The organism is Agromyces mediolanus, assembly GCF_014648575.1.
Lineage (GTDB): Bacteria > Actinomycetota > Actinomycetes > Actinomycetales > Microbacteriaceae > Agromyces > Agromyces mediolanus.
In genome coordinates this window covers 1,414,241-1,420,891 of record NZ_BMRJ01000001.1, presented here as the reverse complement: position 1 = coordinate 1,420,891, position 6,651 = coordinate 1,414,241, and the positions used below count along the sequence as shown (strand labels likewise).

The window sequence follows — 6,651 nt, the reverse complement described above, 5'->3', positions numbered from 1 at the left end:
AGTTGCCCGACGTTCATGAACGTCGGGCAACTCGGGGGGTGAAGCAGGTCGCGCCCTTACGCCCAGACGCCGTCGGAGCGCACGGCCTGGTCGAGCTGGAGGCCCGCGGTCGCCGAGCGGATCCCCTCGGCCCCCACCCGCTCGAGCAGGGCGAGCGCGCCGAGGTTGTCCTCGAGCTGCGACATCCGGCTGACGCCGAACAGCACGTTGGCCGTCACGGGGTTCGCGAGGCAGAAGGCGATGCCGAGCTGGGTCGGGGTCGCGTCGAGCTCGGCGGCGATCCGGGCCACCTCGGGGAAGATCGCGACGATGCGCTCGCGGATCCCGCCGACGTCCGCACCGATCTTGCGGCCGGGCACGGCCTTGCCCGCGAGGATGCCGCCCTCGAAGGCATCCGAGGCCTGCAGCGCCAGCCGCCCAGACGCGAACAGCTCGCCGTACTCCGGCCCCTCGGCCATCGAGCGGCGCACGAGGCCGTACTTCAGCTGCGCGAAGCTCGGCGGCACGAGGCCCTCGCGCTCGGCGTGGTCGAGCGCGAGCACCAGGTCGTCGGCGCGCCAGTTGTTGACGCCCCAGGCGCCGAGCCGGCCGGCCGCGATCTCGGCCTGCACATCGTCGACGACGCGGCGCACGTCGATCGGCTCGAGGTAGTCGCCGACGACGGCGAACTCCGCGCGCTCGACGCCGATGCGCTCGAGGGAGGTGGTGAACTGTCCGGCGAAGCCGACGCGCGGGTACTCCCAGAGCCAGAGCTTGCCGCAGAGCAGGTAGTCCTCGCGGGCGAGCCCGGCCTCGCGCACCGCACGGCCGAAGATCAGGTCGGTCGTCGCCTGCTCGGCGTGCGGGCCCAGGTCGTAGTGCGCGACGTCGAAGAACGCCGCACCGGACTCGTGTGCGCGGCGGATCAGCGCGACCGCGTCGTCGAAGTCCATGCGGTCCCAGGTGTTCCAGGACCCGAGGGAGAACACGGGGACCTCCGGCCCGCCCGGGCCGAGCTGGCGGGTGGGAACGGTGACGGTCATGCGGCCTCCTCGTCGCTTTTTTCTACGCTCGTATAATATAACCACGGGCGTGCACCGACGCACGCCGACGGCAGAAGGAGATCCCGTGTCCGAACCTCGAATCGTGCTCATCACCGGCGGCGCCGGCGGCATCGGCCGCGGCATCGCCGCCGCGTTCCGCGACGCGGGCGACCGGGTCGTCGTCGCCGACGTCGACGCGGACGCCGCACGCGCGGCGGGCGAGGAGCTCGGCGTCGCGCACCTCACCCTCGACATCACGGATGCCGGGGCCGCCGCCCGCGCCGTCGAGGCAGTGGAGGCCGAGCACGGCCCGGTGGGCGTGCTCGTGAACAACGCCGGCATCCTCTCGGTGCACGGCGCCCTCACCGAGCTCACGCCCGACGCGTACCGCTCGATCGTCGACGTGAACATCGTCGGCACCTTCACGATCACCCAGGCGGTCGCCCGTCGCATGATCACGAACGGCACCCGCGGCGCGATCGTGAACATCTCCTCGATCGGCGGCCGCCAGCCCACGCCCGGGATGGGCGCCTATGAGTCGAGCAAGGCCGCGGTCGACTCGCTCACCCGCTGGGCGGCGATCGAGCTCGCCGGGCACGGCATCCGCGTGAACGCGGTCGCCCCGGGCCCGGTGCTGACGCCGATGCTGCGGATGGGGATGCCGGAGGGCTCCCCCGCGCGCGAGGCCTGGTCCAGCCGCATCCCGCTCGGCACGCTCGCCGAGGTCGAGGAGGTGGCCCCCGCCGTCGTCTTCCTCGCGGGCGAGGGGGCCGCGCACATCACAGGCGTGAGCCTCGCCGTGGACGGCGGGCAGCTCCTCACCTGAGCCGACGCACGGCCGAGTTGCCCGACGTTCATGAACGTCGGGCAACTCGGGGTTGAGGTTGAGTTGGGGCGGGGTCAGCGCTCGTAGACGATGTCGCCGTCAACGACGGTGAGCTCGACGCCCACGCCGGGCAGCTCGGCCGGGGCGAGCTCCAGCGGGTTCGCCTCGAGCACGCACAGGTCGGCCGCCATCCGCGGCGCGAGCGTGCCCTTCCAGCTCTCCGCACCGTCCTGATGCGCCGGCACGACCGTGTACGCGCGCAGCAGCTGCAGCATCCGCCGCTCAGCCTCCGCCGGCGCCGCGGCGCCCATCCAGGCGTCCGCGTCCGCCACGCCCCGCCGCCAGTCCGGCGCGAGCACGGGGGCGTCCGAGCTGAGCGAGACGCGCACGCCAGCCTCGATCGCGCGCCCGATCGGCCACGCCGCCGCGGCGACCTCCTCGCCGAGCACGCCGGCGACCCACGGGGCCGTCTTCGCCGCGATCCCGGCCTGCACGTTGAGGCCCATGCCGAGCCCGCGCATCCGGTCGAGCGCCGCCGGGGTGACGAGGTCGCCGTGGATGACGTAGTGGCGCAGATCGGCCGGAGCCTCCGCGGCGGCGGCCTCGACCGCGTCGATGACGTGATCGATCGTGCGGTCCCCGGTGGCGTGCACGCCGAGCTGGAGGCCCTGCCGGTGCACGGCCCGGATCATCTCGCCGAGGTTCGCCGCGCGCTGGTCGAGGTCCCCGCCGCCGACGAGGAGCCCGCCGTGCGAGCCGTCCGGATAGACGTGCGCCGTCCACGCCTGCAGCATCGGCGGGATGCCGTCCGCGAAGATCTTCACCCCGGCGACGCGCAGCCAGGCGGGGCGCTCGGTCTGCCGCTCGAGCCCGCGCAGCCCGGCGAGGAACGCCCGCAGCTCGCTCGGGCCGTCGAGCACACCGAACAGGGCGAGCACGTTCACGCGGGCGCGCAGCGCGCGCTCCGATTCGAGCGCGCGGTAGCTGTCGAGCACGGCCTGGCCGAAGCATCCGGTCGCCCCGTCGTCCTCGCCCGGCCCGAGGCCGGGCTCCGTGTAGCTCGTGATGCCGAGCGAGGCGATGAGCTCACCCGCGCGCAGGATGGCCCGGCGCCGGCCGTCCTCGTCGTCGACGAGGCGGGGCCCGGCCGGAACGTGCGGATCGGCGGCGGATGCCTCGAGCACTGCGGCGTCGGCGGGCGGTCCGCCGTGCCCGCCGGACGGGACCTCGGCCGAAGCGCCCGCCTCCATCGCCCCGAACACCGTGTCGGGCCACATCGCGCCGAGCCACGCCGCGTGCAGGTGCGAGTCGTTGATGCCCGGGATGACGGCGCGGCCGTCGAGCTCGACGACGCGCGTGCGGCGGCCGATCAGCGGCGCGATCCTCGCCTCCTCGCCGACGGCGAGCACCCGGCCGTGCCGCACGGCGATCGCGGTGCCGCGGGTGTCGGCGGCGTCGAGCGCGAGCACCGTCCCCCCGCGGAGCACCAGTTCGGCGGGGCCCTCGGCACCCGATCGTTCGACTCCCTGCACGTCTCCTCCTCGAGCGCTGGCAATTTTGGTCAACGTATGTAGAATAACCCACATCGGCGGCCGGTCGACAACGTCGCGACCGGAACCACCGCCTCGAAGGGAGCTTTCGATGACGATCCCCACGACCACCCGCGCCGCCGTGCTCACCGCGCACGGCGAGCCCCTCGAGCTGCAGGAGCTCCCGCTCCCCCAGCACGTCGAGCCCGGCGCGGCGCTCGTGCGCATCACCTGCGCGAGCCTCTGCGGCACCGACATCGAGATCTGGTCGGGCCGGATGAGCTTCCCCGGCATGCTGCCGATGGTGCTCGGCCACGAGATGGTCGGCGAGATCGTCGCCGTGGGCGACGGCACCCGCGACGCGCTCGGCCGGGAGCTCGCCGTCGGCGACCGCATCGGCTGGTCCGAGTCCACCTGCGGCGAGTGCTTCGGCTGCACCGTGCTCCGCGAGCCCGTCGCCTGCAGCCGCCGCGGCTACGGCTTCCTGCAGCGTTCCGACGTGCCGCCCTACGCGACCGCCGGGCTCGCCGACTACGCCTACGTGGTGCCCGGCGCCGCGAAGCTGCTGCTGCCCGCCGAGGTCAAGGACACCTGGGCCTCGATGGCCGGCTGCGCCGCGAAGACCGTGCTGCGCGCCTTCGGCCGCGCGGGCGGCGTGCGGCCCGGCTCCCGCGTCGTCGTGCAGGGCTCGGGCGCCCTCGGCATCTTCGCCACCGCCGTCGCGAAGCTCTCCGGCGCGGGCTCGGTCATCACCGTCGGCGCCCCCGCCGAGCGGCTCGCGATGGCCGAGCGCTTCGGCGCCGATCACGTCGTGGGCATCGAGGGCGGCTCGGACGCGGTCGTCGCACGGGTGCTCGAACTCACCGAGGGGCAGGGCGCGGATCTCGTGCTCGACTTCGCCGGCGCGCCGAGCGTCGGTCCCGAGGCGATCGGCATGGCCGCCCAGCGCGGCACCTTCGTCGTCGTTGGCTCCACCGGCCCCGTCGGCGAGCCGATCGCCCTCTCGGCGATCATGGGCAAGGAGCTGACCGTCGTCGGCTCGCTGAACGGCGACATCTCCGATTACGCCCGCGCCATCGACTTCTTCCGCGCCTTCGCCGATCGGATGCCGTGGGACGAGCTCTTCTCCCCCGCCGTCCCGCTCGCCGAGGCGAGCGCGCACATCGAGCGGATGCATCGGCTCGGCGAGATCAAGGCCGTCGTCGACCCCCGCCTGCCCTGAGCCGGCACCACCACGACCGCACGCCCACGACTGGAGCGACCATGACCGCACCCACCACCATCCCCACCCGCGAGATCGGCACGAGCGGCATCCGCACCGGCGTGCTGGCGCTCGGCTCCTGGCACACCTACGACCGCATGGACTTCGAGGACGCCGTCGAGCTCGTCGCGACCGCCGTCGAGCGCGGGATCACCCTCTTCGACGTCGGCGTCTACGGCTTCCCCGGCATGAAGCCGCCCGCGATCACCGACGTGCTGTTCTCGGCGATCGTGCGCGGCGCCGGGCTCGCCCGCGAGCAGTACCAGCTCTCCGAGAAGCTCTGGCTCGAGGGCTACGGGGAGGGCGGCTTCCGGCCGCAACTGGAGCGGGCGCTGTTCCGCGTCGGCACCGGGTACGCCGACCTCGTCATCCTCGGCGACCTGCGCCGCGACGACCTCTCGCTGCGCGAGCTCGTGCTGGACCTCGCCGGGCTCGCCGAGGCCGGGCTCATCCGGGCCTGGGGAGTGAACAACTGGTCGGCGACGAACATCCGCACGCTGCTCGAGCTCGCCGAGGCCGAGGGGGTGCCCGGCCCGCAGATCGCGCAGCTGAAGTACAGCGTCGCCCGCCGGTCCATCCCCGACGGCGAGCCCTTCGCCGCCCTCTGGGAGCGCGGCTTCAGCATGCAGGCCTCCGACGTGATGGAGGGCGGCATCCTCGCCGGCCGCGTCGAGCGCGAGCGCGAGGTGGGCCGGGACCCCGGCGACGTCCGCGCCCGCATCGTCGAGCAGGTGCCCGAGTTCGTCGCGCTGGCCGAGTCGCTCGAGGCGAGCCCGGCCCAGCTCGCCGTCGCCTTCACCCTCACCCACCCGGCCAACACGACGACGCTCTTTGGCGCGACCCGGATGGCGCAGCTCGAGCAGAACCTCGCGGCCGTCGAGCTCGCCGAGCGCGTCGGCGCCGCCGAGCTGCGCCGGCTCGTCGAGCCGTTCTGGGCCGACCGCGGGGTCGTCGACCCCGAGGGCCCCTGAGCGGCCCGAGGCATCCGTCGCCCCGCTCCGCCGCACACCGAGGCATCCACCCCGTTCTCCCGACCGACCGATCGAAAGCCGAGACCATGACCGCCTACCCGCCCGTGCCGTTCGCCGACGAACTGCTGCCCGCCCTCGAGGCCATGAACGCCGCCCCGCAGCCGCCGCTCACGGAGGAGAGCCTGCCGCACACCCGGGAGGGCGCCGACCGGATGTTCCCGTCCGCCGCCGAGCTCGTCGCCGGCCGCGCCGTCGAGACCGAGGAGCGGGTGATCCCGGGCCCTGCGGGCTCGCCCGATCTCGAGATCACGATCTTCCGCCCGGCGGGGCACGCCGCGGCGAGCGCGCCGCTGCCGGCGCTCGTGAATTACCACGGCGGCGGCATGATCGTCGGTCACCGCTCCTGGGAGCACGGCCGCGTCGTCGACCTCGTCGAGTCGCTTGGCGTCGTCGGCGTGAACGTCGAGTACCGCCTCGCCCCCGAGCACCCCTACCCCGCCGGCGTCGAGGACAACTACGCCGCGTTCGTCTGGACGGCCGAGCACGCCGCCGAGCTCGGCGTCGACCCCGAGCGGATCGTCGTCATGGGCGGCAGCGCGGGCGGCGGCTTCGCAGCCGCGGTCGCCCTGATGGCGCGCGACCGGAGTGGCCCCGCGCTCGCCGGCCAGCTGCTGATCTGCCCGATGCTCGACAACACGAACAGCACCGTGGGCAGCTACCAGTACGACGGCATCGGCACCTGGCAGCGCGAGCTCAACCTGCTCGCCTGGCGGATGGTGCTCGGCGCCGAGCTCGCCGGCTCCACGGAGGCGCCCGCCTACGCCGCGCCGAGCCGAGCCGCCGATCTCTCCGGCCTCGCCCCCGCGTTCATCGAGGTGGGCGCGGCGGAGATGTTCCGCGACGAGGACGTGGACTACGCGAGCCGCATCTGGGCGACCGGCGGCCAGGCGGAGCTGCACGTCTGGGGCGGCGCCTTCCACGGCTTCGACATGTACGCGCCCGGCACCGAGCTCACCCGCGCGGCGCTCGCATCCCGGGACTC

At 73.9% G+C, this 6,651-nt stretch carries 6 protein-coding genes; 4 read left to right on the top strand and 2 right to left on the bottom strand.

Translation table 11 applies throughout. The features are described 5' to 3' along the window. Nucleotides 1-56 precede the first annotated feature (56 nt). Nucleotides 57-1,022, bottom strand: a complete 966-nt coding sequence (locus IEY71_RS06710) for an aldo/keto reductase (RefSeq protein WP_189084464.1) — start codon at nt 1,020-1,022, stop codon at nt 57-59. Between the two features lie 85 nt (nt 1,023-1,107). On the opposite strand from IEY71_RS06710, the gene IEY71_RS06705 reads away from it, so the two are divergent. After that, entirely contained in the window at nt 1,108-1,848 is a 741-nt protein-coding gene (locus IEY71_RS06705) for an SDR family NAD(P)-dependent oxidoreductase (RefSeq protein ID WP_229781560.1), read from the top strand. 74 nt (nt 1,849-1,922) lie between these two features. Here IEY71_RS06705 and IEY71_RS06700 read toward each other — a convergent pair whose 3' ends face one another. After that, on the bottom strand, nt 1,923-3,380 hold the full coding sequence (locus IEY71_RS06700; protein WP_229781559.1) for an amidohydrolase: 1,458 nt from the start codon (nt 3,378-3,380) through the stop codon (nt 1,923-1,925). Between the two features lie 109 nt (nt 3,381-3,489). Here IEY71_RS06700 and IEY71_RS06695 point away from each other — a divergent pair, with 109 nt between their 5' ends. The 3 genes from IEY71_RS06695 to IEY71_RS06685 form a co-directional block, all read left to right on the top strand. Further along, nucleotides 3,490-4,599 carry a zinc-binding dehydrogenase gene (locus IEY71_RS06695; protein WP_189084461.1) on the top strand — a complete coding sequence of 370 codons (1,110 nt, stop codon included), beginning with the start codon at nt 3,490-3,492 and terminating at the stop codon, nt 4,597-4,599. A gap of 41 nt (nt 4,600-4,640) precedes the next feature. Further along, on the top strand, nt 4,641-5,609 hold the full coding sequence (locus IEY71_RS06690) for an aldo/keto reductase (protein ID WP_189084460.1): 969 nt from the start codon (nt 4,641-4,643) through the stop codon (nt 5,607-5,609). An 86-nt stretch (nt 5,610-5,695) separates the two neighbouring features. After that, the coding region (locus IEY71_RS06685; protein WP_189085110.1) for an alpha/beta hydrolase at nt 5,696-6,651 on the top strand (956 nt) is incomplete at its 3' end.

Bases quoted from the DNA above. Each gene is read 5' to 3' on its own strand.
- IEY71_RS06710 (WP_189084464.1), bottom strand. From the start codon at position 1,022: ATGACCGTCACCGTTCCCACCCGCCAGCTCGGCCCGGGCGGGCCGGAG.
- IEY71_RS06695 (WP_189084461.1), top strand. From the start codon at position 3,490: ATGACGATCCCCACGACCACCCGCGCCGCCGTGCTCACCGCGCACGGC.
- IEY71_RS06690 (WP_189084460.1), top strand. From the start codon at position 4,641: ATGACCGCACCCACCACCATCCCCACCCGCGAGATCGGCACGAGCGGC.